This is a genomic window from Erwinia billingiae Eb661 (assembly GCF_000196615.1).
Taxonomy (GTDB): domain Bacteria; phylum Pseudomonadota; class Gammaproteobacteria; order Enterobacterales; family Enterobacteriaceae; genus Erwinia; species Erwinia billingiae.
In genome coordinates this window covers 1-25590 of sequence record NC_014306.1, presented here as the reverse complement: position 1 = coordinate 25590, position 25590 = coordinate 1, and the positions used below count along the sequence as shown (strand labels likewise).

General features: G+C 56.7%; 21 protein-coding genes. 11 read left to right on the top strand and 10 right to left on the bottom strand.

Translation table 11 applies throughout. From position 1 onward, the window contains the following. Positions 1 to 20: 20 nt before the first annotated feature. The gene (gene mdtD / locus EBC_RS01450; RefSeq protein WP_013200061.1) at positions 21 to 1424 is read left to right on the top strand and encodes a multidrug transporter subunit MdtD; all 1404 of its coding nucleotides are present in this window, start codon (positions 21 to 23) and stop codon (positions 1422 to 1424) included. Here mdtD and rbsR read toward each other — a convergent pair. The 8 genes from rbsR to budA all read right to left on the bottom strand — a co-directional run bounded on the left by rbsR (position 1421) and on the right by budA (position 9849). Beyond that, complete coding sequence (gene rbsR, locus EBC_RS01445) at positions 1421 to 2422, bottom strand: ribose operon transcriptional repressor RbsR (protein WP_013200060.1); 1002 nt, start codon at positions 2420 to 2422, stop codon at positions 1421 to 1423. The genes mdtD and rbsR overlap by 4 nt on opposite strands. 3 nt (positions 2423 to 2425) lie before the next feature. After that, positions 2426 to 3355: a ribokinase gene (gene rbsK, locus EBC_RS01440; RefSeq protein ID WP_013200059.1), complete on the bottom strand. Its 930-nt coding sequence runs from the start codon at positions 3353 to 3355 to the stop codon at positions 2426 to 2428. A gap of 57 nt (positions 3356 to 3412) precedes the next feature. Then, positions 3413 to 4291, bottom strand: coding sequence for a ribose ABC transporter substrate-binding protein RbsB (gene rbsB / locus EBC_RS01435; protein WP_013200058.1), 879 nt, complete (start codon positions 4289 to 4291; stop codon positions 3413 to 3415). A 22-nt stretch (positions 4292 to 4313) separates the two neighbouring features. Further along, a complete protein-coding gene (gene rbsC / locus EBC_RS01430; RefSeq protein WP_013200057.1) occupies positions 4314 to 5282 on the bottom strand; it encodes a ribose ABC transporter permease in 969 nt (322 codons plus the stop codon). Then, a complete protein-coding gene (rbsA, locus tag EBC_RS01425) occupies positions 5279 to 6790 on the bottom strand; it encodes a ribose ABC transporter ATP-binding protein RbsA (RefSeq protein ID WP_013200056.1) in 1512 nt (503 codons plus the stop codon). The genes rbsC and rbsA overlap by 4 nt, the downstream gene beginning before the upstream one ends. Before the next feature lie 7 nt (positions 6791 to 6797). Next, on the bottom strand, positions 6798 to 7217 hold the full coding sequence (gene rbsD / locus EBC_RS01420; RefSeq protein ID WP_013200055.1) for a D-ribose pyranase: 420 nt from the start codon (positions 7215 to 7217) through the stop codon (positions 6798 to 6800). Between the two features lie 151 nt (positions 7218 to 7368). Next, positions 7369 to 9048 (bottom strand): acetolactate synthase AlsS, encoded by a 1680-nt coding sequence (gene alsS / locus EBC_RS01415; protein ID WP_013200054.1) that lies wholly within the window; start codon positions 9046 to 9048, stop codon positions 7369 to 7371. Positions 9049 to 9066: 18 nt separating this feature from the next. Next, positions 9067 to 9849, bottom strand: coding sequence for an acetolactate decarboxylase (budA, locus tag EBC_RS01410; RefSeq protein WP_013200053.1), 783 nt, complete (start codon positions 9847 to 9849; stop codon positions 9067 to 9069). A 103-nt stretch (positions 9850 to 9952) separates the two neighbouring features. Between budA and EBC_RS01405 the strand changes: the two genes are divergently transcribed. From EBC_RS01405 to EBC_RS01395, 3 genes are all read left to right on the top strand, one after another. Next, entirely contained in the window at positions 9953 to 10849 is an 897-nt protein-coding gene (locus tag EBC_RS01405; protein ID WP_013200052.1) for a LysR family transcriptional regulator, read from the top strand. 199 nt (positions 10850 to 11048) lie between these two features. Then, positions 11049 to 12422 (top strand): nucleobase:cation symporter-2 family protein, encoded by a 1374-nt coding sequence (locus EBC_RS01400; protein ID WP_013200051.1) that lies wholly within the window; start codon positions 11049 to 11051, stop codon positions 12420 to 12422. An 87-nt stretch (positions 12423 to 12509) separates the two neighbouring features. Continuing rightward, complete coding sequence (locus EBC_RS01395; protein WP_013200050.1) at positions 12510 to 13862, top strand: 8-oxoguanine deaminase; 1353 nt, start codon at positions 12510 to 12512, stop codon at positions 13860 to 13862. Positions 13863 to 13901: 39 nt separating this feature from the next. Here EBC_RS01395 and EBC_RS01390 read toward each other — a convergent pair whose 3' ends face one another. Continuing rightward, positions 13902 to 14300, bottom strand: a complete 399-nt coding sequence (locus tag EBC_RS01390) for a YgiW/YdeI family stress tolerance OB fold protein (protein WP_013200049.1) — start codon at positions 14298 to 14300, stop codon at positions 13902 to 13904. Between the two features lie 220 nt (positions 14301 to 14520). Here EBC_RS01390 and qseB point away from each other — a divergent pair, with 220 nt between their 5' ends. Both qseB and qseC read left to right on the top strand, forming a co-directional pair. Then, complete coding sequence (gene qseB / locus EBC_RS01385; RefSeq protein WP_013200048.1) at positions 14521 to 15183, top strand: quorum sensing response regulator transcription factor QseB; 663 nt, start codon at positions 14521 to 14523, stop codon at positions 15181 to 15183. Next, on the top strand, positions 15180 to 16526 hold the full coding sequence (qseC, locus tag EBC_RS01380) for a quorum sensing histidine kinase QseC (RefSeq protein WP_013200047.1): 1347 nt from the start codon (positions 15180 to 15182) through the stop codon (positions 16524 to 16526). The genes qseB and qseC overlap by 4 nt, the downstream gene beginning before the upstream one ends. A 58-nt stretch (positions 16527 to 16584) precedes the next feature. Here the strand turns inward: qseC and kup are convergent, their stop codons facing one another. Next, positions 16585 to 18453 carry a low affinity potassium transporter Kup gene (gene kup / locus EBC_RS01375; RefSeq protein WP_013200046.1) on the bottom strand — a complete coding sequence of 623 codons (1869 nt, stop codon included), beginning with the start codon at positions 18451 to 18453 and terminating at the stop codon, positions 16585 to 16587. A gap of 257 nt (positions 18454 to 18710) precedes the next feature. Between kup and ravA the strand changes: the two genes are divergently transcribed. The 5 genes from ravA (at position 18711) to mioC (ending at position 25129) form a co-directional block, all read left to right on the top strand. Further along, on the top strand, positions 18711 to 20207 hold the full coding sequence (ravA, locus tag EBC_RS01370; RefSeq protein WP_013200045.1) for an ATPase RavA: 1497 nt from the start codon (positions 18711 to 18713) through the stop codon (positions 20205 to 20207). After that, on the top strand, positions 20204 to 21664 hold the full coding sequence (gene viaA / locus EBC_RS01365) for an ATPase RavA stimulator ViaA (RefSeq protein ID WP_013200044.1): 1461 nt from the start codon (positions 20204 to 20206) through the stop codon (positions 21662 to 21664). Before ravA ends, viaA begins: the two co-directional genes overlap by 4 nt. 83 nt (positions 21665 to 21747) lie before the next feature. After that, a complete protein-coding gene (gene ovoA, locus EBC_RS01360; RefSeq protein ID WP_013200043.1) occupies positions 21748 to 23892 on the top strand; it encodes a 5-histidylcysteine sulfoxide synthase in 2145 nt (714 codons plus the stop codon). A 119-nt stretch (positions 23893 to 24011) separates the two neighbouring features. Next, positions 24012 to 24473: a transcriptional regulator AsnC gene (gene asnC / locus EBC_RS01355; RefSeq protein WP_013200042.1), complete on the top strand. Its 462-nt coding sequence runs from the start codon at positions 24012 to 24014 to the stop codon at positions 24471 to 24473. Positions 24474 to 24685: 212 nt separating this feature from the next. Continuing rightward, the gene (gene mioC, locus EBC_RS01350) at positions 24686 to 25129 is read left to right on the top strand and encodes an FMN-binding protein MioC (protein ID WP_013200041.1); all 444 of its coding nucleotides are present in this window, start codon (positions 24686 to 24688) and stop codon (positions 25127 to 25129) included. Positions 25130 to 25590 lie beyond the last annotated feature (461 nt).

Sequence of the window (25590 nt, the reverse complement as noted above, 5' to 3'; positions counted from 1 at the left end):
AACATTAAAAAGGATGCTAAATGATAAAATCCGCGCGCAGTATGGCCGGACTTCCGTGGATCGCCGCCATGGCCTTCTTTATGCAGGCGCTGGATGCCACGATACTGAACACCGCCCTTCCCGCAATCGCCCAAAGTCTCAACCGCTCTCCGCTGGCGATGCAGTCCGCCGTCATCAGCTACACCTTAACGGTTGCCCTGCTTATTCCCGTCAGCGGCTGGCTGGCCGATCGCTACGGCACCCGCAAAGTCTTTATCGTCGCTGTCTCACTGTTTACCCTCGGCTCTCTCGCCTGCGCACTCTCGGGGTCGTTAACCTCACTGGTTGCTTTCAGGGTGGTGCAGGGTGTCGGCGGCGCGATGATGATGCCGGTAGCACGCCTTGCCCTGTTAAGGGCTTACCCACGGAGCGAGCTGCTGCCGGTACTCAATTTCGTCACCATGCCCGGACTGATTGGCCCGGTACTGGGGCCGATGCTGGGTGGCGTGCTGGTGACCTATGCCACCTGGCACTGGATCTTCCTGATTAATATCCCGATGGGAATTGCCGGCATCATCTATGCCCGCAAATATATGCCGGACTTCACCACGCCACGCCGCCGCTTCGATTTCCTGGGCTTTTTGCTGTTCGGGATTGGGCTGGTGCTGCTTTCGAGCGGAATAGAGCTGTTTGGCGAGAAGATCGTTGCCACCAGCATTGCGCTGGCGGTCACGCTGGGCGGCGTTCTGTTACTTCTTCTCTATATAGTGCACGCAAGACGCCACCCTACGCCGCTCATCCCGTTGCCGATGTTTAAAACCCGCACTTTCTCGGTAGGCATACTGGGCAATATCGCCGCACGCCTCGGGACGGGGTGCATTCCTTTCCTGATGCCGTTGATGCTGCAGGTTGGCTTTGGTTACTCGGCGATCCTGGCAGGCTGCATGATGGCACCGACCGCGTTAGGTTCGATTATGGCCAAGTCGATGGTGACGCAGGTGCTGCGCTGGTTTGGCTACCGCAAAACCCTGGTATGGATTAGCGTGATCATCGGCGTGCTGGTTGCCAGCTTCGCCTTACAAACGCCGGGGATGAGCCTGCTGGTGCTCCTGCTGCCGCTGTTTGTTCTGGGGATGGGGATGTCGACACAGTTCACCGCCATGAACACCATCACACTGGCGGATCTTAATGATGCCAACGCCAGCAGCGGCAACAGTATGCTGGCCGTGACCCAACAGCTGGCGATCAGCTTCGGGGTGGCGGTCAGTGCCGCCGTGCTGCGATTCTATGAAAACTTTGATGGCACCACCGTTCAGCACTTCCATGCCACGTTCCTGACGATGGGTGTGGTCACGGTGATCTCAGGATCGGTGTTTTTGATGTTGAAACCCGGCGACGGAAGGCATCTGATCAGCAACCGGGAGAAAAAGAAGAAAGCCGCTTAACGCTCCCCGACGGATCCACGCTCGACCAGTTCCGGTGTCAGCACCAGCAGTTGCTGGCTGCCACCGGGCTCGGCCAGACGATGCAGCAGCGTATCAATGGCCAACTCACCCAGTTCATCTTTCGGCTGATGGATGGTGGTCAGCGGCGGGGTCATATAGCGGGCCAGCTCGATATCGTCATAGCCGATCACCGCAATGTCCTGCGGCACCGACAGTCCTGCCTGATACAACGCATGATAAACCCCAACCGCCATCGCATCGTTGCTGGTAAACACCGCCTGCGGCAGCGGGTTGAGCGCCAGCAGTTGGTTCATCGCATTGTAGCCGCCCTCAAACTCCAGATCGCCAGCGACGATATAGCCAGGCAGCACCGGTAAACCCGCCTGTTCCATCGCCTGATGAAATCCCTCAAGGCGTAATCGGGCCGGCGTTTTATCCTGCGGTCCGGCGATACAGGCAATACGCGTATACCCCCGGGAGATAAGATGCCGGGTGGCCATTTCGCCGCCCAGCAGCGAGTTATCCTGAATAATGTCGCTGCCACCGTCAAAAGGGGACCAGTCCATCATCACGGAAGGGATAGAAGGATAGCGCGTCAGGATCTCAACCGACGGAATATGGCTTTCGGTACACATGATTAACAGCCCGTCGACACGCTTTTGCAACAGCGTCTCCAGACTGCGGTTCATGCGGTTTTCGTCGCCATCGGTATTGCACAGCACCAGACTGTAGCCGCGCTCATAACAGCTTCTTTCGACGCCACGCACCACTTCCGAATAGAACGGGTTGCTGCTGGCGGTCAGCAGCATCCCGATGGTGCGGGTCTGATTAAGCTTCAGGCTTCGTGCCAGGGCGGATGGCGCATAGTTAAGTTGCGAAATCGCCGTGGTCACTTTTTCCCGCACCGCGTCACTGACAAAGCGGTTGTTGTTGATCACATGGGAAACGGTGGACGTTGAAACGCCCGCCAGCCGTGCGACATCTTTCATGGTGGCCAAGTGCTACCCCTGCTGCTGCAAGAAGCTGTCGGTCTCGTGACGCCAGGGCACCGAAGGCTGCGCACCGGATCGCGTGACTGAAATCGCGGCCGCGGCGTGGGCAAAGCGCACGGCCTGCGCCATCGGCTGTTCGTCCAGTAAGGCGGTAATCAACGCGCCGTTAAAGGTATCGCCTGCGGCGATGGTATCGACCGCATCCACCTTAAAGCCGGCAATGCGCTGCCCGTCGCCCTGCTCACTGAGCCACACGCCGCGACTGCCCAGCGTAATCAGCACGCTGTGGATGCCTTTATCATGCAGAACCGCCGCCGCACGGGCTGCATCCTCATCGCTGTCGATATGGACGCCCGTCAGGATCTCGGCTTCGGTTTCATTGGGGGTGATCATATCCACCAGCGCCAGCAGCTCATCGGACAGCGGCGTGGCAGGCGCGGGATTGAGGATCACTTTGGTCTGATGCTGATGGGCGATTTTGGCGGCCGCCAGCACGCTATCAAGCGGAGACTCAAGCTGCATCAGTAACGCGCCAGCCTCAGCGATCGTTTTTTGGTGCTTGATGACGATGGCTGGCGTCAACGCCGCGTTGGCACCCGAATGGATGGCGATACTGTTTTCGCCTTCGGCATTGACGAAAATCAGCGCCACGCCGGTGGAGTCACCCGCAATCACTTCGACAGGAGAAACATCAATGTTGTCTTTATTCAGCTGCTCGCGAATACGCTGACCAATATCGTCTTCACCCACACAGGCGATAAACGCGATGTCAGCGCCGCTGCGTCCGGCCGCGACCGCCTGATTGGCCCCTTTGCCGCCGAAAGCGATTTGATAATGCTTGCCGATCACCGTTTCACCGGGACGAGGAAAGGTGTTCAGGTTAAGGATGTGATCTGCGTTGATGCTGCCAAGGACAGCCAGCTTACCGGGTGTTTTCATCAGGGTGTCGTCCAGAAAAAGGCGCCACCTGCAGGAGGTGGCGCGTGTCGTGCTGAATTATTTAGTGACCAGTTTCAGATCAACCGGGTTGATTGCCTGAACCTTCTGGCCCTTCAGCACTTTATCAGCGGTATCCACGCCGATAACGCCGATCTGCTCTGGCTGCTGCGCCACGGTCGCGGCCAGCTTGCCACCTTCAACCGCCTTCACGCCATCGGCGGTGCCGTCGAAGCCAACCACCAGAACATCAGATTTGCCTGCGGTTTGCAATGCACGCATCGCGCCCAGCGCCATTTCATCATTCTGCGCGAACACGGCCTGCACATCAGGATGCGCGGTCAGCAGGTTTTGCATCACGTTCAGGCCTTTAGTGCGGTCGAAATCAGCGGGCTGGCTGGCAAGGATCTGGAAGTGGTGCGCATCGGCCGCGGTTTTGAAGCCTTCGCCACGTTCACGGGCAGCCGAGGTACCGGCAATACCGGCCAGCTCGATGATTTTGGCATTATCACCCAGTTTTTTGGCGATGTAGTCACCGGCCATTTTACCGCCGAAACGGTTATCCGAGGCGACGTGGCTCACCACTTTGCCCTGGGAAGCCACGCGGTCAAGGGTGATCACCGGGATATTCGCCTGGTTCGCCATCTTCACGGCATTGCCCACCGCGTCTGAATCGGTAGGGTTGATCAGCAGCAGTTTGGTGCCGCGAACGGTCAGGTCCTGCACGTTAGCCAGCTCTTTCGCCGGGTTGTTCTGTGAATCCAGCACCACCAGGTTGTAGCCCAGCTTATCCGCTTCTTTCTGTGCGCCATCTTTTAAGGAGACGAAGAACGGGTTATTCAGTGTGGAAACCACCAGCGCGATGGTGTCTTTTGCCAGCGCGTTTGCGCTGACGGTTACGCCGAGCAGAACAGCAAGTGCAGTCAGTTTCATTTTCATCATAAATTCCTGTAGGGGAGAGTTATTTACTGCTTTTGTTATCTACCAGCACCGCCAGCAGTATCACCACAGCTTTGACGATCATTTGGTAGTAAGAAGAAACACCGAGCAGGTTGAGGCCGTTATTCAGGAAGCCGAGGATCAGCGCACCGATCAAGGTTCCCATAATGCGTCCTTTACCGCCTGCCAGGCTGGTACCGCCGAGCACCACGGCCGCGATAGCATCCAGCTCATAGCCGGTTCCCGCCGTTGGCTGAGCCGAAGAGAGACGCGCCACTTCAATCGTGCCTGCCAGCGCGGCCAGCATGCCGCACAGGGCATAAACGATGATTTTAACGCGGCTGACGCTGATGCCGGATAAACGGGTCGCCGCTTCATTGCCGCCCAGCGCATAGATATAACGGCCCAGACGCGTGTGATGCAGCATGTACCAGGCCGCGAAGAAGACGATGGCCATAATCCACACCGGCGTTGGGATGCCCAGCGGGCGGCCGATGCCGAACCAGCCAAACAGATCGGCATTGTCATTAAAGCCGGTGTTCACCGGGCTGCCGTTGGTATAAACCATGGTCACGCCGCGCAACAGCAACATCATCACCAGCGTGGCGATAAAGGCCTGAACCTTGCCCTTGGCGACAATCGTGCCGGTCAGCGCGCCAATCGCCGCGCCCAATGCCAGCGATCCCGCCACGGCGACCAGTGCATTCACTTCCAGGCCCACCAGCGAAGCGCCCACCGCGCCGGTCAATGCCAGCAATGAACCCACGGAAAGATCGATGCCCGAGGTCAGGATCACCAGCGTCATGCCCACCGCCATAATGGCGTTGACCGACGTCTGCTGCAGGATGTTGAACAGGTTATTGACGGTGAAGAAGTTCGGGCTGAGGCTCGACACAATGGCAATCAGCACGATCAGGGCGATCAGCGATTTTTGCTCCAGCAGCCAGCTTTTGCTGAAGATGCGGTTGGCACGAAGGGTTTGGGTACTCATAGTTTTGCTAGCTCCACGCTATGTTGCTTGCCTACCGCCGCCGCCATTAAGACTTCCTGCGTGGCTTGTTCAATGGGGAAGTCACCGCTCAGGCGGCCTTCGTGCATCACCAGCACGCGATCGCTCATACCCAGCACTTCAGGCATCTCAGAGGAGACGAGGATGATGCTCAGCCCTTCTTCTTTGAACTGATTGATTAACTGATAAATTTCTTTCTTCGCCCCGACATCGACGCCGCGCGTCGGCTCATCGAGGATCAACACTTTTGGCCGGGTCATCAGACCGCGAGCGATGGCGACTTTCTGTTGATTACCGCCAGACAGCAGCCCAATTGGCTGGTCCATTGACGGGGTTTTCACATTGAAAAGCTGAATAAAATCGCCAACGGCCATCTGCTCTTCAGCGTGCTTCAGGCGTCCGCCTTTATGGCTGAAGTAATCCAGCGCGGTCAAAGACATGTTCTCTTTCACCGACATGCCCAGCACCAGTCCATCGCGTTTACGGTCTTCAGAGATATAGACGAGGCCGTTTTTCAGCCCTTCTTCAGGCGAACGCGTGGTGACGTTTTTGCCGTCGAGCTGTACGCTGCCACTGCTGCGCGGCATCGCGCCGTATAACACCTTCATTAATTCGGTACGGCCCGCGCCCATCAGCCCGGCAACACCCAGAATTTCACCTTTGCGCAGGGTGAAGCTGATATCGTCAACGCCCGGCCCGGTAAGATGTTCCACCTTGAGGCGAACCTCACCAGGCGCTTTATCCAGCCGCGGGTATTGCTCTTCCAGCTTGCGGCCAACCATCATTTCAATCAGCGAATCTTCTTCCAGGCTTTCCACGGCCCGCTCGGCAATAAACTGTCCGTCGCGGAAAATGGTCACGTCATCGCAGATTTCGAAGATTTCCTTCATGCGGTGCGAGATATAGACAATGCCGCATCCCTGCGCCTTCAGCTCGCGGATCACGCGGAACAGCGACGCGGTTTCGGTATCGGTCAGTGCATCGGTGGGTTCGTCCATCACGATCACTTTCGACTCATAACTCAGCACTTTAGCAATCTCGACCATCTGCTGGTCGCCGATCGACAGATCGCCCACCAGCCTGTGGCTGCTAAAACGCAGATTGAGTTTTTTCAGCAGCACGTCGGCTTCGGCGTGCATTTTCTTCCACTGGATGCGGCCAAACGCATTAACAAACTCACGGCCGAGGAAGATGTTTTCCGCAATGCTCAGCTGTGGGATCAGATTCAGCTCCTGATGAATGATGCCAATGCCGGCTTCCTGTGACGCTTTTGGCCCGTTGAAGGAGACGTCATTGCCCAGCCAGGTGATGCGGCCCGCATCACGCGGATAGATCCCGGTCATCACCTTCATCATGGTGGATTTACCGGCACCATTTTCGCCGACCAGCGCCATCACTCTGCCCGGATAGACCGAGAGTGCCGCGCCGGAAAGCGCCTTCACGCCGGGAAAGGATTTATCAATACCTTGCAGTTGCAGTAAAGGTTGCATCATGGCCTCAGAAGGTCACGCCAGCGGTCAGGATGATATTCGCGTAGGGGGAACATTCCCCACTGCGGATCACGGCCTGACTACGCTGGGTTTGCTGTTTTAACTGGTGATGAGTGACGTACTGGATCGAGATGGTGTTTCCCTGATGTTGTTGCAGCAAGTCGAGCAGGGCTAACAGGTCGCTGTGAAGCTTGGGATTATGAGATTTGATCTCTTCCGCGATGATGGCACTTTCTACCTGCATCTCTTCGGTCACGGTGTGAACCACCTGCAGAAAGCTGGGAATACCGTGGGTCAGCGCCAGATCGATACGCTGAGGGCCGGCCGGAATTGGCAAGCCCGCATCGCCGATGGTCAGGCTGTCGGTATGCCCGAGGCGGGAAACCACGGACGAAATATCAGAATTCAGTAAGGTGCCTTTTTTCATCTTTCACTCCAGAGCGAAACGTTTCGCTGATCCGGAGTTTAAGAGAGGCAGGGGCGAAAACAACCGCCAAATCGCGAAATTGTGATCGCCATCGAAACGTTTCGCTGTTGCCTGCCTCGGGTTTGGCTTAAGGCTGCGATCGTGGCTGAGGTTAGAGGATCTGGCTTAAATGGAGCTGGCCCATCAGCAAATGATTGTCGGCATAATCGACCGGCACCGCGACCACTGCAGGTCCCTGCACATCCATGGCTTTACGCAGCGTTGGCTCTAACGCTGCTGCGCTGTCGACCGCAAATCCGGCAGCGCCAAAGGCTTCGGCGTAAGCTTTGAAATCGACCGGGCCGAATTTAACCCCCGACACCCGCTGATATTTCTTCTGTTCCTGCATCGCCACCATGTTGTATTCCTCATCCACCCAGATGATGTGCAGAATATTGGCTTTGAGCCTGACGGCAGTTTCCAGCTCCATACTGGACTGCAGGAATCCGCCATCGCCGGAGACCGACACCACTTTACGGCTCGGGTCGACCAGCCAGGCGCCAATGGCCCACGGCAGCGCCACGCCCATCGTCTGTTGCCCGTTGGAGATCATAATCTGACGCGCCCGGAAGCTGTAAAGGTAGCGGGCAATCCAGATATGGAAGCTTCCCATATCCACCGTCAGGGTGACGTCGCTGTTAATGATGTCCTGCATCGCCCGCACAATGCGCAGCGGATGCAAGGCAAACTGATTCAGATTCTGGCCCTGCAATGTCAGCAGTTCCCGCTGTTGCTGGCGATCGTGCAGAATCGATGCGGCCTGTGAGCTGAGCTGCAAAGGCGAGGCAATGCGCGCGGCGAGTTTGTCGAGCGTTGCGGCGATATCGCCCACCAGCTCAGCATCCGGCAAATAGCAGTTATCCGCTTCCGCAGGCAACACATCGATATGCACCAGCGTGGCCGTCCCGCTGTTCCACATGGCCGGCTCATATTCCACCGGGCTGTAGCCGATGGTGATAATCAGGTCAGCCTGACGTAACAGACGATCGCCCGCCTGATTGTTAAACAAGCCTACCCGGCCAGCAAAGCGTGAAAAGTGTCCCTGACGTACGGCCCCAGCCGCCTGATAGGTGCTGGTGACGGGAATATGGCTGCGCTCCAGCAAACGGTGTAGCGCATCGCTGTTTTGCGGCTGGCTGGCCATCAGTCCCAGCAGCAGAACCGGGTTTTTGGCCTGCGCAATCTGTGCGGCAACCGCCTCAATCGCCACATCTGGCGCGGCGCCCAGCAACACCTGACCTTTGCTGCTCAGCAGATTGCCCCGGGCCGGTTGATCAACAATATCCTGCGGCAGGCTGACAAAGGCACCGCCGCCTCGGCCGTGTTCAGCCTGGCGGAAGGCGTTGGAGATCACTTCAGACAGGGCATTGGCATCGGTGACTTCAACGGCATATTTGGTGACCGGACGAAACATGGCAACGGTGTCCATGCTCTGATGCACCTGTTTTGCACTGTCCGCGCGCTTCACCGCGCCGCCCAGCGCCACCACCGGATCGCCTTCACTGGTGGCGGTGGCCATACCGGTGATCAGGTTCGAGCAACCGGGGCCGGAGGTGACCAGCGCCACGCCCGCGTTGCCGGTCAGCCGCCCGACTGCCGCCGCCATAAAGGCAGCATTGGCTTCATGGCGCACCGGGATGGTCTGGATAGTGGAGTCCACCAGCGAATCAAAGACCTTATCGATTTTGGCGCCCGGAATACCAAAGACCTGCTTCACGCCCTGAGCTTCCAGCTGCGCCACGACCAGATCGGCGCCATGCTGCCATAGCTGAGTATCGGTTGGGTTTTTCATCATGACTCCTTAGGGGAATTAGCTCTCAACGGAACGAATGGCCGAATCCAGATCGTCGGGATTCAGGTTGGCTTGCAGAAAGTCGTTATCTTTTGGCAGGTCGATCACCAGTTTGCTGATCGCACCGAAGGTCAGCACCCCTTCCTCCAGCCGGTAATCCAGCAGATGGCCGCCACCCTGACGGTCATCGGTAATAAAGTGCTCGTGGTAACCCGCCACGTTGATGCCCTGCATATATTGCGGCGTGCGGAAACCAATCAGCACGCCGTTACGCTCGCTGAAATGAAAGGTGGGTTGCTGGCCGAGCACTTCGGGCATGCTGCGATAAGGACGATGCTGGCACGGCACGGTGCGGGTCTGCGCCTCCGAGAAACGGCCGTCGATGCGCAGTGCGCAGAACTGGTTATCGGAGGTGACCTGACTGTCGATATAGTCGTGAATCTGCTGACGACCCACCGGCCGGTCGAAATGATGGCGATGCTGCGGACGGAAGAAGGTCATCACCGCAAAGGGGGTTTTCTGCTGCGGACTGGCCTCGCGGGCGCTGCCGTCAGCGCGTAACTGATAGACCTCACGATCGAAGGCAATCAGTTCGCCGTCCAGCTGGTTGAAAGTGCCGAGGCCGAAGTCCCCTTTTTTCAGCAGATCGGCAACGGTGATATTGCCCTCGTAAACCCCACTCAGCAACGCGCTCATCAGAGAGGTCTGATAGATTACGCTTTCTGGCTTATGCTGCTGCAATGCGCTGACGGTAGAGGCCAGCTCTTGTTCGCATAAACAGTCAGTTGCAGAATTTTTCATGGCATCCTCGTGGCTAAAAGGTTAAGAATCATTAACAGGATGTTGACTCGATTCAGTGCCGGATACCAATATAGGGAAGCCTTCACTTTGAGACGTTTTTGATATGGAACTCCGTCACCTGCGCTATTTTGTGGCCGTTGCCCAGACCCACAACTTCACCCGCGCGGCCGAACTGCTTGGGATTTCCCAACCGCCTCTGAGCCAGCAAATCCTTCGCCTTGAGCGCGAAATTGGCCTGCCGTTGTTGAAACGACTGACCCGCAGCGTTGAGCTGACCGAAGCCGGAGAGGCCTTTTATCAGGATGCCTGCCAGATCCTCGAACTCAGTGGCCATGCGCTGGAGAAAGCCAAAGGCATTGCGCGCGGCACCCGGGGACGACTTTCCCTCGGTTTCGCCAGCTCGGTGGCGTTTCATGGTTCGGTATTCAGCCTGCTCAGGGAGTTTCAGCATCGCTACCCGGATATGGAGATGATCACCGGCGAGCAGAATATGGCGACGCTGCTGCATAACCTGCAGGAAGGATTGCTGGATGCGGCCTTTGTACGCCTGCCGTGTGAAAGCAGCAAAGCCTTTAATCTGAAGGTCATCGCCAGTGAAAAAATGCTGGCGGTGTTGCCGCCGGGCCATGCGCTGGCGGGCCAGGCATCCCTGTCGCTGCAGCAGCTGGCGGAGGATCCGCTGATCCTCTTTCCGCAGGAAGTGGCGCCCAGCCTGTATGAGATGATCATCAGCGCCTGTCTGCGGGCCGGATTCCAGCCGCGCACCGGCCAACAGGCACCGCAAATCGCCTCCGCCATCGGGCTGGTGGCCAGTGGGTTTGGCTATACCCTCGTGCCGGAATCGCTGGGCTGCATTCGCCATCCGGACGTCACGCTGCATGCCATTGATGATGCGGTGCTAAACAGCGATATCGCCCTGGCCTGGCGACGGCTGGATCGATCGCCGGCGGTGCTGCATCTGGTGGCCACCCTCAATGAAATTCAGCCGGCCACGCGCTGAGAATGTGCCATTTTGGTGCGTATTTGCCGGGTTGGATCGCACCAATTAGGTTCACGAAACAACATCGTGAAACTTTCGGATCATCTTATTCAATAAAAAAAAGCTTATCTATCAGACAATAAAAAACCACCGCATCATTTACTGCACTCTGGCGTGTTTCATGCATGAGACAAAGTCTGCCGATCCATGGAGTGTAGTTATGTCTGCTAATGAACCTTCTGATTTGATTTATGGCCTTGAGGAGAAACCCACTCCGACGGTCGCGCTGTTTACCGCGTTACAGCATGTGCTGGCGAGTCTGGTGGGCGTGATTACACCACCGTTGATTATCGGTACGGTGTTGGGCCTCAATGCCTGGCTGCCTTATCTGATCAGCATGTCGCTGTTTGTCTCCGGCCTTGGCACCTTTATTCAGGCTCGCCGGATAAGGCATATCGGTGCCGGGATGATTTGCCTGCAGGGCACCAGCTTTGCCTTTCTGGCGGTGATTCTGGCGGCCGGATTCAGCGTGAAAAATCGCGGCGGCAGCCCGGAAGATGTGATGGCGATGATTTTCGGCCTGACCACGGTTGCCGCCTTTATTCCGATGATCGTCAGCCGTTTTCTGGGCCAGATCCGCCGCCTGATCACCCCGTTGATCAGTGGCACCGTGGTGTGCCTGATTGGCATCAGCCTGATTAAGGTCAGCATCACCGACTGGGGCGGCGGTCATAACGCGGCAAACTTCGGTTCTGTACCTAACCTGTTGCTGGGTTTGCTGACGCTGGCCACCATCGTGCTGTTCAGCCACGCGCGCAACCGCTGGCTGCGTCTCTCTGCGGTGATCCTCGGTATGGCCGTTGGCTGCGTGGCCGCCGCGCTGAGCGGCAATCTGACCCTGCATCCGTTCACCGAATCCTGGATTGCCGTGCCGCAGCCCTATCGCTTCGGCTTCCAGTTTGATTTCTCGCTGTTTCTGCCGATTGCGCTGATTTCGTTAATCAGTATTCTTGAAGCGGTCGGTGATCTGACGGCGAACTGCCTGCTGTCACGCCAGCCCGTTGAAGGGGAAAGCTACGTCAGACGTTTAAAGGGCGGCATTCTGGCGGATGGCGTCAGTTGCATGCTGGCAGCCATCTTCTCGGCGCTGCCCAGCACCACCTTTGCGCAGAATAATGGCGTGATCCAGATGACCGGCGTCGCCAGCCGCTATGTCGGCATGTGGATTGGCTGCCTGCTGGCGTTACTGGGCTTGTTCCCGGCGTTTGGCGCGGTGATCCAGCAAATCCCGGCACCGGTTTTAGGCGGCGCGACGCTGGTGATGTTTGGCAGCGTACTGGCGGCCGGCATCCGCATCATGACCCAGTCGCCGTTGACCCGCCGCGACATGATGATCATTGCCGTCTCGTTTGGCATTGGCCTCGGCATCGAAGCGCAACCTGAATTCCTCAGCCATTTACCGAAGGTTTTTGCTAACCTGTTTGGCTCAGCGATTAGCGCGGGTGGCATTGTTGCCATCGTGCTGAACCTGGTGTTGCCGTCCGACACCGCGGTACGTCAGACCCGCGAAAGCAAACTGGCAACGGAAAAATAGTCTTGTAACGCGTACGCGCTCCCTGGATCAGCAGACAGGGTATAACTGAGCTGGCTTATCTTATTCTTTATAAAGGAGAAGCTGGCTATGCCCGCACACCGTATTTGGGTGAAAAACCCGCTTGCCATTTTTACCCCTGAAGACACCGATGGACGAGGTGGACTGGTCATTGAAGATCGGGTGATCACTGAAATCCTGGCTTCAGGCCAACACCCTTCCCAGCCCTGCGATGAGATCAAAGACGCCAGCCAGCACGTGGTGCTGCCGGGTTTGATCAACACGCATCATCATTTTTACCAAACCCTGACCCGAGCCTGGGCACCCGTCGTCAATCAGCCGCTGTTTCCCTGGCTGAAAACGCTCTATCCGGTGTGGGCAAAACTGAAGCCCGATGCGCTGGCGCTGGCCAGCAAAGTGGCAATGGCGGAACTGTTGCTGTCTGGCTGCACCACCGCCAGCGATCATCACTATCTTTTTCCCGACGGACTGGAAGAGGCGATTGATGTGCAGGTTGAGGTGGTGAAAGAGCTGGGCATGCGGGCGCTGTTAACCCGTGGCTCGATGAGTCTCGGCGAAGACCAGGGCGGCCTGCCGCCTCAGCACACGGTGCAGACGGGTGAAGCTATTCTCGAAGACAGCGTGCGGCTGATTAAGCGCTACCACCAGCGCGGCGCCGGCGCACAAATTCAGATTGCCCTGGCACCCTGCTCTCCGTTCTCGGTTACCGAAGAGATCATGGTTGAAAGCGCAAAGCTGGCCGGGCAGTGGGATGTCCGTCTGCACACCCATCTGGCCGAAACGCTGGATGAAGAGCAATTCTGTCTGGATCGTTTTGGCCTGCGTACCGTGGATTATCTGGAGAAGGTGGGCTGGCTGGGGCCACGCACCTGGCTGGCGCACGGAATTCATTTCAATCCTGATGAAATAACCCGCCTCGGCGCGGCCGGAACCGGCATCTGCCACTGTCCGGTGTCCAATATGCGGCTTGCTTCGGGTATCTGCCCGACGCTGGATTTGGAACAGGCTGGCGCAACCATAGGGTTGGGCGTGGACGGTTCCGCCTCTAACGATGCCTCCAACCTGATGTATGAAACCCGTCAGGCGCTCTATTTACAGCGGCTGCGCTACGGCGCTGAGCGCATCACACCGCAAAAAGTGCTCGGCTGGGCGACTCGCGGATCGGCGCGTTTATTAGGGCGTGAGGATATTGGTGAGATACGGGTCGGCATGCAGGCCGATCTGGCGCTGTTTAAAATGGATGAATTACGGTTCAGCGGCAGCCACGATCCGATTGCCGCCTTAATTCTGTGTGGCGCGGAGCGAGCTGATTACGTGATGGTGGGCGGTCAGTGGCGGGTGATTGATGGCGTTATTCCGGGTCTGGATATTGCCTCGTTGATTGCTCAACATCGTACGGCTGCCAGTGCATTGGTCAGCTAAATAACGCGCGGCGGGGATCGCTGTCCCCGCCGCTGCCTATTATCCCTGAACTTTACGGATCTGTTTTACGTCCAGTTCAACCGAGTTGAAGTCTTTATCAATCTTGCCCTGAAGCTCGACGTTATCTTTCGGCGAAATGGTCTGGCCTTCCCAGCGCTTATGATCAATCTCAACCTTCATCGTGCCGGTGGCATCGCGGAACTGATAATCCTCATCACCAATACGCTTTTCAATATTGCCGCGCATGGTTACCCAGGCATCATCCTTCATATCCTGCGCCTGTTTAACGGTGGCTACCGTGCCGTTTGGTCCGGAAAAGCCGCCTTTCTGCACCTGGGCAGTGGGGGCATTTGGGTCAACAAACCCACCGGTCTGAGCAGCAAGAACAGGCATTGAAACCAGCGCGGTAATGGCTAATAAAGCAGCGGTCTTTTTCATATTGTCACCTTTATTCCTTGGAGGTTCGGCAGTAATAAATAGTGCCTCGTTTGTCTCTTCGGGAGCTATTAAAGCAAAGGGTTCTTAACAGGTTCTTAAGAACCTCGCGGCACGCTTAATATTTATCAAAATTAGCGAAAAAACGCGAATTCCGGCGATCTGCGCTGTACAACCGGTCTGCCTGTTACGTATAAAGCGGGTAATCACAGAGGAATTTATCATGCGCATCTTAGTCATTGAGGACGATCGGTTAATTGGCGACGGGATTAAAGCCGGGCTGATAAAAATGGGATTCAGCGTCGACTGGTTCACCGAAGGTAAAGAGGGACTGGCGGCACTCAGCGCGGCGCCTTATGACGCGGTGGTGCTGGATTTAAGCCTGCCGGGCATGGACGGGCTGGATATTTTGCGCCAGTGGCGTCAGCAGGGACAGGATGAACCGGTGCTGATCCTCACCGCGCGGGATGCGCTGGAACAGCGGGTAACCGGCCTACAGCAAGGGGCCGATGACTATCTCTGCAAACCTTTCGCCCTGAGCGAAGTCGCGGCCCGGTTACAGGCGTTGATTCGCCGCCGCCATGGCCAGCTTCACCCGCTGCTCAGCCATGGTGCAGTGGTGATGGAGAGCGGCTCGCACCGCGTGACGCTGAACGGCGAACCGCTGGAGCTAAAATCCCGCGAGCTGGCGCTGCTCGAACTGTTTCTAATGAATACCGGCAGAGTGCTGACCCGAGCGCAGTTAGAAGAAAAGCTCTACAGCTGGGATGAAGACGTCTCCAGCAACGCCGTTGAAGTGCATATCCACCATCTGCGAAAAAAACTGGGCAGCCAGTTTATCCGCACCATTCACGGCGTCGGCTATACGCTGGGAGAACCGGTGTGAATCGCCTGAGCCTGCGCCTGCGTCTGATGCTGGGCTTTCTGCTGCTGACGCTGATTTGCTGGGGAACGGCCAGCCTCGGCTCATGGTGGCAGACGCGGCATAAAATCAATGAGCTGTTTGATACCCAGCAAATGCTGTTTGCCAAAAGGCTGGCAACGATGAACCCGGAACAGCTCAGCCACGAACCGCTGACGCTGCCCAAAACCAAAAAGCTGCTCAAGCATCATCGCGGCGATCAGGAAGACGATGCGCTGGCCTTTGCGGTCTTCACCCGCGACGGAAAAATGGTGATGAACGACGGTGAAAACGGCAAAGACTTCCGCTTTCACTACCCGCGCAACGGCTTCACCGACGGCAAGCTGAAAGGTGACGATGATTTGTGGCGCATGGTCTGGCTGAGCACACCGGATCAGCAGTATGTGGTGGTGGTCGGTCAGGAATGGGAATATCGCGATGATATGACCCGCGATATCGTGCAGACCAACCTCTGGCCGTGGCTGTTTGCTTTGCCGGTGATGTTGATCCTGCTGCTATGGCTGATCACCCACGAGCTCGCACCGCTGAAACGTATCGCCAGCCAGCTGCGGCATCGTTCTGCGGACGATCAGACGCCGTTAAGAGAAGATCGGGTTCCACAAGAAGTCCGGCCGCTGGTGGACGAGCTGAATTCGCTGTTTGCCCGTATCGCGCAGATGCTGACCCGCGAGCGACGCTTTACCTCAGATGCCGCGCATGAGCTGCGCACGCCGCTGGCGGCGCTGAAGGTGCAAACCGAAGTGGCGCAGCTGGCCCATGACGATGAAGCGATGCGTCACCATGCACTGGCCAATCTGGATGCGGGGATCGACAGAGCCACTCGGATGGTCGATCAGTTGCTGACGCTCTCCCGACTGGACAGCGAGAAGGATCTTGAGACGCAGCCGGTCAATCTGCAACAGCTACTGCAACAGGCCGTTGTCGATCATTATGGTAACGCGCAGGCCGCCGGTATCGAGCTTAGCCTTGAGGCGCCCGGGGTTCCGGTCATCAAAAATGGACAGCCGCTGCTGCTGGCGCTGATGGTGCGTAATCTGCTGGATAACGCCATTCGTTACAGCCCGTCCGGCGGAAGCGTGCAGCTGATCCTGTCGCCACGCCGTATTGAGGTTCTGGATAACGGACCCGGTGTTACGGGAGAGGCTGTGACGCGGGTTGGCGAGCGGTTTTACCGGCCTCCGGGACAGGAAAAGTCCGGCAGCGGGCTGGGACTGTCCATCGTCAGCAATATTGCCCAACTGCATGGGATGCGGGCCAGCTTTGCTAACCGTGATGCGGGCGGTTTTGCGGCGTCCGTCAGCTGGTAGCCCGCGTCAGCGAGCACAAAAAAGGGGCCCAAAGGCCCCTTTTCTCTGCCGGTCGGGATCAAATCTCGACCTGTGTCCCTAACTCAATCACCCGGTTAGGCGGGATCTCGAACTGGTCTGGCGCACGCAGGGCGTTCTTCTGCAGCATCAGGAACAGCTTGCCGCGCAGGCGCAGATACCACGGTCGTTTACCGATAATCAGCGACTCATGCGACATAAAGAACGAGGTTTCCATCATCCGGCAGCTAAGCCCTTCCAGCCCACAGCGGTGGAAAATCTCTTCGACGTTCGGCGTTTCACGCCAGCCGTAACTGGCCACCACGCGCCAGAAGGTTGGCGAAAGCTGTTCGATGGTCACGCGCCGGACGTTATGTACATAAGGGGCATCTTCCGTTCGCAGCGTCAGCAGCACCACGCGCTCATGTAACACTTTGTTATGCTTAAGGTTATGCAGCATGGCGAACGGGATCACGTTCAACGCACGGGACATATACACCGCGGTGCCCGGCACGCGCACCGGCGGCGATTTCTCCAGCGAGGCAATCATCGCTTCCAGTGAGTTGCCGTGTTCATGCATACGACGCAGCAGGCGGAAACGCTCGCTTTTCCAGGTGGTCATGATGATAAACATCACCAGCGCCAGGCACAGCGGCAACCAGCCACCGGAGAACACTTTCACCAGGTTGGCTGAGAACAACGACACATCGATGCACAGCATGCCGACCAGCACCGTCAGCACCAGATAACGGTTCCAGTGCCAGTTTTTAATCGCCACCGTGGTACAGAGGATCGCGGTCAACACCATGGTGCCGGTGACGGCAATACCGTAGGCCGCGGCCAGGTTACTGGAGTGCTGGAAGCCAACAATCACGATCACCACGGCGAAATAGAGCAGCCAGTTGATGACCGGGATATAAATCTGACCGGACTCCTCTTCCGAAGTGTGCACAATGCGCATCGGCGGCAGATAGCCCAGACGAACGGCCTGGCGGGTCAGCGAGAAGACGCCGGAAATCACCGCCTGCGAGGCAATTACGGTGGCCAGCGTCGCCAGGATCAGCATCGGGATCAGCGCCCAGTCAGGCGCCAGCAGGAAGAAGGGGTTTTTTATCGCTTCAGGATTCTTCAGCAGCAGCGCGCCCTGGCCGAAATAGTTCAGCACCAGCGACGGCAGTACCACAATGAACCACGCCAGACGGATAGGGAATTTACCGAAGTGGCCCATATCGGCATACAACGCTTCCACCCCGGTGATCGCCAGTACCACCGCGCCCAGCGCAAAGAACGACACCTCTTTATATTCCATAAAGAAATGCATCGCCCAGTAAGGGTTCATCGCATGCAGCACGTCCGGATTCGCAGCGATACTCATGCCGCCCAGCACCGCCAGCACAATGAACCACAGCAGCATCACCGGGGCAAACAGTTTGCCGACAATGCCGGTACCGTGCTTCTGGATAGCAAACAGCAGCGTCAGCACGGCAATCGCCATCGGCACAATATAGCGGTCGAGGTTCGGCGCGATGATCTCCAGACCTTCAATCGCCGAAAGCACTGAAACGGCCGGCGTGATCACCACTTCACCATAGAAGAAGCTGCCGCCAATCAGTCCCATGATCACCAGTACCGCCGTGGCTCTGGCCCCGGTATTGCGGCCGGCCAGCGACATCAGGGTCAGTATTCCCCCTTCTCCGGCGTTATCTGCGCGCATCACGTAGCTGATGTACTTGAGCGACACCACCAGCACTAACAGCCAGAAAATCAGGGAAAGAAAACCAAATACCGCGTCACGTTCCACGCCAAAGCCAAACTGGCCGGAAAGGCATTCACGGAGGGTATATAAAGGGCTGGTACCGATATCACCATAGACAACGCCAATGGCGGCTAAGGTCACTGCGCCAAGGGACTGCTTTTTTTCAGAACTCATAAACTAGTCTTTTGTTGGAGCCGAGTGACGCGGGATTGCGCACAGCTCATCAAGCCATCAAAACGCGCACAGTATGCATGAATCATGATGAATGCCTATCCTTATTACGTTAAGAGAAATGACTTCACTGCCCTGCGTCACTCTTTGACAAGAAAAAAGCTGACTCGTATCAACTCTTTCAAGCATCATAGCCAGTAGTGTTTGCGCTCGCCAGTCACCCTGCTGGCCAGACCGTAGAAAAGGATGAATGTTTGAATATGCCCCAGCCCCATTTACTTGCGGAAAGAATCGCCCGCCTCAGCAATGCGTTAGAAAAAGGACTTTATGAGCGGCATCACGCGATTCGTCTCTGCCTGTTGGCTGCGCTGAGCGGCGAAAGCGTCTTTTTGCTGGGCCCACCGGGCATTGCCAAGAGTCTGATTGCCCGCCGACTCAAGTACGCTTTTCAGCATTCCCGCGCCTTTGAATACCTGATGACCCGTTTTTCCACCCCGGAAGAAGTGTTTGGCCCTCTCTCTATTCAGGCACTAAAAGACGAAGGCCGCTACCAGCGACTGACCAAAGGTTATCTGCCGGATGCCGAAATTGTCTTTCTCGATGAGATCTGGAAGGCAGGCCCGGCAATCCTCAATACCCTGCTGACCGCCATTAATGAACGTCGCTTTCGTAACGGTGACAGCGAAGAAAAAATCCCCATGCGCCTGCTGGTCACCGCGTCGAACGAGCTGCCCGAGGCCGACAGCGGGCTGGAAGCGCTGTATGACCGCATGTTAATCCGCCTGTGGCTGGATAACGTGCATGAGAAGCAAAACTTCCGCAGCATGCTTACCCACCAGCAGGATGAAACCATCAACCCGGTGGCGGACTCTCTGTGCATCACCGATGAAGAGTATAGCGAATGGCAGAAAGGCATTACTCAGGTCGCGCTGACTGACGATGTCTTTGAACTGATCTTCCTGCTGCGCCAGCAGATGGAAAACCAGCCCGAAGCGCCGTATATCTCCGATCGCCGCTGGAAAAAAGCTATCCACCTGCTGCAAGCCTGCGCGTTTTACAGCGGACGCAACAGCATTGCGCCGGTCGATCTTATCCTGCTGAAGGATTGCCTGTGGCACGACGTGGCGTCGATGAAGCTGCTGGATCGCGAAATCGACAGCCTGATCACCCAGCACGCCTGGCAGCAGCAGCCGATGCTGATTAAGCTGCAGCAAATTGAGTCGCGCCGGCTGGCCTTGCAGCAGGAAAAAAGCGTCGAACAGGCGATCCGTCTGGAAAAACATGGCGGCATGTTCAGCCGCAAACCGCATTACGAACTGCCCGCCACGCTGGCCGATGACTCGCTGACGCTGATGCTGCAAAAGCCGCTGATGCTGCACGATATGCAGGTGACGCACGTGGTGATTGCGCGTGAGCCGCTGCATCACTGGCTGCAAAAAAGCGGCGATATTCGCGGCAAGCTTAACGGTATTGGCTTTGCCCAGACGTTGGATCTGCATGTGGACGGTAACGACTGCCTGACGCTGCGCGATGTCAGCCTGCAATCCACCCGGCTGATGCTGCCGGGCAAACAGCAGGCCAGCGGGCTGCCGGAAGAGATTGTGCAGGCACTGGATGAGGTGGAAACCCAGCTGCGCAACCAGCGCACGCTGTTCAGCCAGCATCAGCGCTGCCTGTTTATCAGCGATGACTGGCTGGCAAAAATTGAAGAGAGCCTGCAACAGGTGGCCGATCAGCTGAAGCAGGCCCGTCGGTGATCTCGCTTGATACACTGAGCGCACTTCTGACCATCAGCGAGGGCGACCTGCTCGAAGAGTTAGTGATAGCCCTGCTCGCCAGCCCCCAGCTGGCGCTTTTTTTTGAAAAATTCCCCGGCATGAAGAAAGCGCTGCTGCGCGATCTGCCGCGCTGGAAAAACGAAGTGTTGGAACAGCTGAAGACCACCTCCGTGCCGGAGGATCTTGCGGCCGAATTTGCGCTGTTCCAGCAGTTTCAGGGCCTGGGTCATACGCCGTTCTGCCAGAAGCTGCCTGAGCTGCTGGCTTACCTCAGTGAACATCATTCTCCCTTTAGTGAAAAAGCCCACCAGCTGGTCGCCAATGCCGATCCCAGCGCGCTCAGTCAGGCCCAGCAAACCCTGTTTCTCCAGCGCTGGCGGTTAAGCCTGACGCTGCAAACCCTGACCCTGAATCAGCAGCTGCTGGATCAGGAGCGAGAAAAACTGCTGGCCGAGCTTCAGCAACGCTTAGCCATGAGTGGTCAGCTGGCAAAGGTGTTATCGGACAACGATGAAGCTGCGGCGGGACGGCTGTGGGATTTAACCAAAAGCCCGCTGCAACGGGGTGATTACCAGCTGATCGTTGAGTACGGCGACTTTCTGGCCCAGCAACCGGCCTTGCTGAAGCTGGCTGAACAACTGGGCCGCAGCAAAGAAGCCAAGGCGGTGCCGACCGAAGACGCGCCGCTGGAGGAGTTTCATCATCTGGTGCGCGAGCCGGAAAGCGTGCCGGAAGAGGTCAGCGGGCTGCATCAAAGCGACGACATTCTGCGCCTGCTACCACCCGAACTGGTCACGCTGGGCATCAGCGAGCTGGAAATTGAGTTCTACCGTCGGCTGGTGGAGAAAAGGCTGCTGACCTATCGTCTGCAGGGCGATGCCTGGCACGACAAGGTGATGCTCAGGCCGGTCAGTCATCATCATCATGACCAGCAGCCACGCGGCCCCTTTATTGTCTGCGTGGATACCTCCGGTTCAATGGGCGGCTTCAACGAGCGCTGCGCCAAAGCGTTCTGCCTCGCCCTGCTGAAGGTGGCGCTGGCGGATAACCGTCGTTGCTACATTATGCTGTTCGCCCATGAAGTGGTGGCCTACGAACTGACCGCGGGCGATGGCATCTCCCAGGCGATCCGCTTCCTCAGCCAGCGTTTTCGTGGCGGCACCGATCTGGCCGCCTGCCTGGATTCGGTGCTGCTTAAGCTGGCCACGCCGGCATGGAACGATGCCGATGCGGTGATCATCTCCGATTTTATTGCCCAGCGTCTGCCAGAAGAGCTGGTTAAACGCATCAAACAGCACCAGCTGAAACAGCAGCAGCGCTTTCATGCCGTTGCGCTGTCCGATCATGGAAAACCCGGCATCATGCGGATTTTCGACCACATCTGGCACTTCGATACCGGCCTGAAAAGCCGCCTGCTGCGCCGCTGGCAACGCTAGTTCTCCCTCAGACACAATCTGGAAATGCTTATTTGCTATAGTCATGTGTACGCTTTAGCCAACAGGCAGATTGGGAGCATTACGTGACAGCACAACAACAAGAGTTCGCACCAGGATTACCCGCACCGACCCGTACGTTGTTATTGAGCAGCGGCAGCGAGGCGCAAAAACGTCAGGAAATTCTGACGTACTTCAATCAGACCTGGTCTCTGTATGAGAGCCTGTTCGATTGCCTCGCCGATGAAAAGGCCTGGTTCACCAAAGCGATTTCCCTGCGCCATCCGCTGATTTTCTATTACGGCCACACCGCCACTTTCTACATCAATAAAATGATGGCGGGTGGGCTGGTGGATAACCGCGTGGATGACAACATCGAAGCGATGATGGCAATCGGCGTCGATGAGATGAGCTGGGACGATCTGGACACCCACAACTACCCGTGGCCGACCGTCGCCGAACTGCGCGACTATCGCGGCAAAGTCCGCTCGCTTATCGAAAACTTTATCAAAGAGATGCCGCTGACCTTACCGATCAACTGGGACAGTCCGGCATGGGTGATCCTGATGGGCATTGAGCACGAGCGCATCCATCTGGAAACCTCCAGCGTGCTGATCCGCCAGTTGCCCATTGAATGGGTGAAGCCGCAGGCGCACTGGCCAGCCTGCCCTTCAGCCCGACACGATCGAAGCAAAGTGCCGGCGAACGCGCTGGTCGACGTTGACGGCGCTCGGGTCACCCAGGGCAAAAGCGATGATACCTACGGCTGGGATAACGAGTACGGCACGCTGACCACCGACGTGAAGCCGTTTAAAGCCAGCAAGATGCTGACCAGCAACGCCGAATTCTTCGAATTTGTCGCCGCCGGCGGTTATCAGGACGCGCGCTGGTGGGATGAAGAAGGTCTTGGCTGGCGCGACTTTGCCAAAGCCACTCAGCCCACGTTCTGGGTCGGTTCTGCCGCCGAGCCTGATGCACTGAAACTGCGTCTGATGACCGAAGAAGTGCCGATGCCATGGGACTGGCCAGCCGAAGTGAACCAGCTGGAAGCCGCCGCGTTCTGCCGCTGGAAAGCCGATGAAACCGGCAAATCGGTACAGCTGCCTGCCGAAGCCGAATGGCTGCTGTTGCGTGAGCAGGTGACAGGCGATCAGACCGACTTGCGCGAGGCACCGGGCAATATCAATCTAGCCTGGTGGGCGTCTTCCTGTCCGGTCGATCGTTTTGCTCAGGGCGAGTTTTACGATCTGATCGGTAACGTCTGGCAGTGGACCACCACGCCAACCAACGGTCTGGAAGGATTTAAGGTTCATCCTTTATATGACGACTTCTCGACGCCGACCTTTGATGGCAAACATGCGCTGATCAAAGGCGGTAGCTGGATCTCCACCGGTAACGAAGCGCTGAAATCTGCCCGCTACGCCTTCCGCCGTCACTTCTTCCAGCACGCCGGTTTCCGCTATGTGGTCTCCAACCATCAGGAAAAACAGATGCTGAACCCGTATGAAACCGACAGCATGGTTTCGCAGTATCTCGACTTCCAGTACGGGCCGGATTACTTCGGCACGCCGAATTACGGCAAAGCGCTGGTGGACATTGCCTGCCGGATGACGGAAAAACGCGGTCGCGCACTGGATATCGGTTGTGCCACCGGCCGCGCCAGCTTTGAGCTGGCCCGTCATTTCAGCGACGTAGTGGGAATGGATTACTCCGCGCGCTTTATCGATGTGGCCATCCAGCTGACCAGTGGCGAAGAGTTCCGTTATGTCACCCAGGAAGAAGGCGACCTGGTGGAATACCGTCAGGTGCGGCTGAAAGATTTCGATCTCGGCGCGGAACAGGCGCAACGCATTCAGTTTGTGCAGGGCGATGCCTGTAACCTCAAGCCGCAGCCCGAACGGTATGACCTGGTGCTGGCTTCCAACCTGATCGACCGCCTGCGTCAGCCTAAGCGCTTCCTGCAGGACATTACGACGATGATAGCGCCGGGCGGTGTCCTGATGCTCTCCTCGCCGTATACCTGGCTGGAAGACTTTACGCCGAAGGAGAACTGGCTGGGCGGCATCCGTGAGAACGGTGAAGTGCTGACCACCTATCAGGCGTTACAGCGGCTGATGGCCACCGATTTCGAAGAGATCGCCGCGCCGCAGGATGTGCCTTTCGTGATACGTGAAACGGCGCGCAAGTATCAGCACACCGTTGCGCAGCTGACCGTGTGGCGTAAGCGTTAACCCCCTCCAGCGGGCACGCCCTGTGCCCGCTGTTTATTCCACAATAATATTGCCTGTCTGCTCCCTTTCCTGCACATTATCCCGCTATACGTTGAATATTCCTTAACTCAGGAGCCATCATGGCGGATAACCTGCAAATTGACAGTCTCGATCGTGGCATCCTTAATGCGTTAATGGAAAATGCCCGTACCGCCTATGCTGAACTGGCAAAAGTGTTCAACGTCAGCCCAGGCACTATTCACGTTCGCGTGGAGAAAATGAAGCAGGCGGGGATCATTAAAGGCACGCGGCTGGAGATTGATCCCAAGCATCTTGGCTATGACGTCTGCTGCTTTATCGGCATCATTTTGAAAAGTGCCCGTGACTATCCGGCTGCGGTGGCAAAACTTGATGCGCTGGATGAAGTGGTGGAAGCCTGGTACACCACCGGTCACTACAGCATCTTTATTAAGGTGATGTGCCGCTCGATCGATGCCCTGCAACTGGTGTTGATCAACAAGATCCAGACCATCGATGAAATCCAGTCAACCGAGACGCTGATCTCCCTGCAGAACCCGATTATGCGCACCATCAAGCCCTGATCTGTGCACAATATTATCCACACACCGATCGGGATCGTTTAAGGCCCGATCGCCAGCATTTTCTCTTTTTCATCAGCTATCGTCGGGCTGCTGATCTCCCGCGTCTTTTTCGGTTCATCCCTCCCAGCCAATTACCCTTACTTATCCACAGGTAGATCCCCGCTTGATCACAGCGTACAATAGCCGCCTTTGAGGTACAGGGATCTTTATAAATGGCTGACATTACGTTAATCACGGGTAGCACCTTAGGCAGCGCGGAATATGTGGCTGAACTTCTGGCTGAGAAGCTGGAAGAAGCAGGCTTTTCAACCGAGTTACTTCACGGTCCTGAACTGGAAGAACTGAGCGTTGAAGGCACCTGGCTGGTGGTTTGCTCCACGCACGGTGCAGGCGATCTTCCTGACAATCTGCAACCCCTGTTTGATGAACTGGCAGAGAAGAAGCCCGATCTTTCCCAACTGCGTTACGGCGCCGTCGGTATTGGCAACCGCGAGTACGATCTGTTCTGCGGTGCAATAGAGAAGATCGACGTGCTGTTAACGTCCTGTGGCGCTCAACGGATCGGCGATCGACTGGATATCGATGTGCTGGAACATGAGATCCCTGAGGATCCGGCTGAGGTTTGGGTAGAAAGTTGGAAAAACTTACTCAAATGAGGATCGCTGGCAGCAGGATCGCCCTGATTTTGGCTGCCGGATCGAAAAAAAACGGACAGGTTTTGTAAATAATGTCCTTTTTTGTTCATTTAAGTGGCGATCGTTTGTGTATAACTATGCTTAAAACCCGGTAATAACCGGTTGTTATCCCAAGAACAACTTGAGTACTTGCCGGAGCTTGTGGATAAGGTGCCATTTAGATCCCAGCTTATACGCCGTAGGATCACCGATCTTTCACAGCTAACGATCCTTAATAAGATGATGATCGTTATCAGGAAAAAAGGCTTATCCACAGAGATCGTCGATCCTAATAGAAGATCTAACAAAGAGATCTCTAGATAAAAAAGATCTTCTTTTTAATACACACCGGGTAGTGCGCTTTCCCCATCGCCCAAAGTTGCGTAGAATCCACGCCCTGATAACCAATCTCCCTAAATCGCACAATCGCGAGGTGCAGTTCC